The organism is Planosporangium thailandense (assembly GCF_011947195.1).
Classification (GTDB): domain Bacteria; phylum Actinomycetota; class Actinomycetes; order Mycobacteriales; family Micromonosporaceae; genus Planosporangium; species Planosporangium thailandense.
In genome coordinates this window covers 1-1,945 of the sequence record NZ_JAATVY010000068.1, presented here as the reverse complement: position 1 = coordinate 1,945, position 1,945 = coordinate 1, and the positions used below count along the sequence as shown (strand labels likewise).

Annotated in this window: 1 protein-coding gene; it reads right to left on the bottom strand. The window is 71.1% G+C overall.

Annotated elements, in window-relative coordinates:
- Nucleotides 1-1,945, bottom strand: a 1,945-nt coding sequence (locus tag HC031_RS32120; protein ID WP_167929220.1) for an amino acid adenylation domain-containing protein, incomplete at both ends; no start/stop codon positions are given.

Genomic DNA, 1,945 nt, shown 5'->3' with positions numbered 1-1,945 from the left:
GTGCGCCAGCAGCGCACCCAGGGCCCGTCGCAGGCAGGGCTCGTCCGGCTCCTCCGTCAGCTCCAGCAGTACCGACTGGTTGAAGTGCTCCGGACGTACCGTCTGGGTCTCGAAGAACCAGCACTGGATCGGCGTCAACGGCACCTCACCCACCACCGGCCCCTGGTCGGCGGCCGGGGCGAGCACATCCGGACCCGCCTGCTCCAGGCTCGCCGCGAGCGCCGCCACCGTCTGGTGGGCGAACACATCCCGGGGCGTCAGGCCCAGTCCGGCCTGCCGCGCCCGCGACACCACCTGGATGCTCAGGATCGAGTCGCCACCCAGCTCGAAGAAGTTGTCCTCGACGCCGACCCGCTCGATTCCGAGGACGTCGGCCCAGATCCCGGCGAGGACCCGCTCGGCCTCGGTACGCGGCTCGACGTAACCGTCGCCCGCCGTCGCGCCCCAGTCGGGTGCGGGCAGCGCCCGCCGGTCGACCTTGCCGTTGGCGTTGAGCGGCAGCGCCTCGAGGGCCACGAACGCCGACGGCACCATGTAATCCGGCAACAACCCACCCAGCAACGCCCGCAGCGCCGCCGTCTCCGGCACCTCGCCACCGGCCGGCACCACATACCCGACCAGGCGCTTGCGGCCGGCATCGTCGGCACACGCCACCACGATCGCCTCCGCGATACCGGGATGGCTGCGCAGCGCCGCCTCGATCTCCCCCAACTCGATCCGGAAACCCCGGATCTTGACCTGATCATCGGTTCGGCCGACGAACTCCAGTCGGCCGTCGGCCCGCCAGCGCACCACGTCCCCGGTGCGATACATCCGCTCCCCCGGCACCCCGAACGGACACGCCACGAACCGCTCGGCCGTCAACCCCGACCGGTTGAGGTATCCGCGCGCCAACCCGGCCCCGGCGATACACAACTCCCCCGGCGCCCCCACCGGCACCGGCCGCAACGCCTCATCCAGCACATACACCCGCATGTTGTCCAACGGCCGCCCGATCGGCACCACGTCCGGCACGGCCGTGGCATCGGCTATCGGATAGCAGGTCGCGAACGTCGTCGTCTCCGTCGGCCCGTACACGTCGACCGCTACCAGATCCGGGCACGCTGCCATCACCCGGCGGATCGCGCCCGCCGGCACGACCTCGCCGCCGGTCCACACCTCCCGCACGCCGGCCAGGCATTCCGGCGCTTCCTGCGCCACCGCCCGGAACAGCCCCGACGTCACGAACAGTCCGGTCACGCCGTGCTCGACGATGAGCCGGCGCAGCGTCTCCACATCCAGCTCCGCCGGAGGGGCCACCACCACCCGACCACCATTGAGCAACGGCACCCACAGCTCATAGGTGGAGGCGTCGAACGCCACCGACGAGTGCAACAGCACCCGCTCGTGCCCACCACCGGCGAACCGCCGATCAAACGCGAGCGCCGCGACATCACCGTGCCGCACCGCCACACCCTTCGGCACCCCGGTCGACCCCGACGTGTACATCGCGTAGGCGAGGTTGTCCGGATACAACACCGGCAAGGGCCGTGCCGGGACGGCGTCCACACGAGATTCGCCGGCACCCACCACGAGGATGTCGCGGTCGTGGACGCTGCGCGCGGTCCCCTCCCACGCCCGGTCGGTCAGCAGCACCTGCGCTCGGATCTCGCCCAGCAGTTGCCGCATACGCGGCTCCGGCGCGTGCGTGTCCAGCGGCACGTACACCCCGCCTGCCTTGAGGATCGCGAGTTCAGCCACGGCGAGGTCGGCCGACCGGTTCATCAGGAGCGCGACAGTGCGCTCGACCCCGACGCCAAGATCAAGCAGCTGGTGCGCCAGCCGGTCGGACCGGGCGTCCAGCTCCGCATAGCTCAGCTCCACCCCACCGCAGACCACCGCCACCGCATCTGGCGTCCGGCGCACCTGAGCGGCGAACAGACCCGGCACCGTACCCACCGGCATT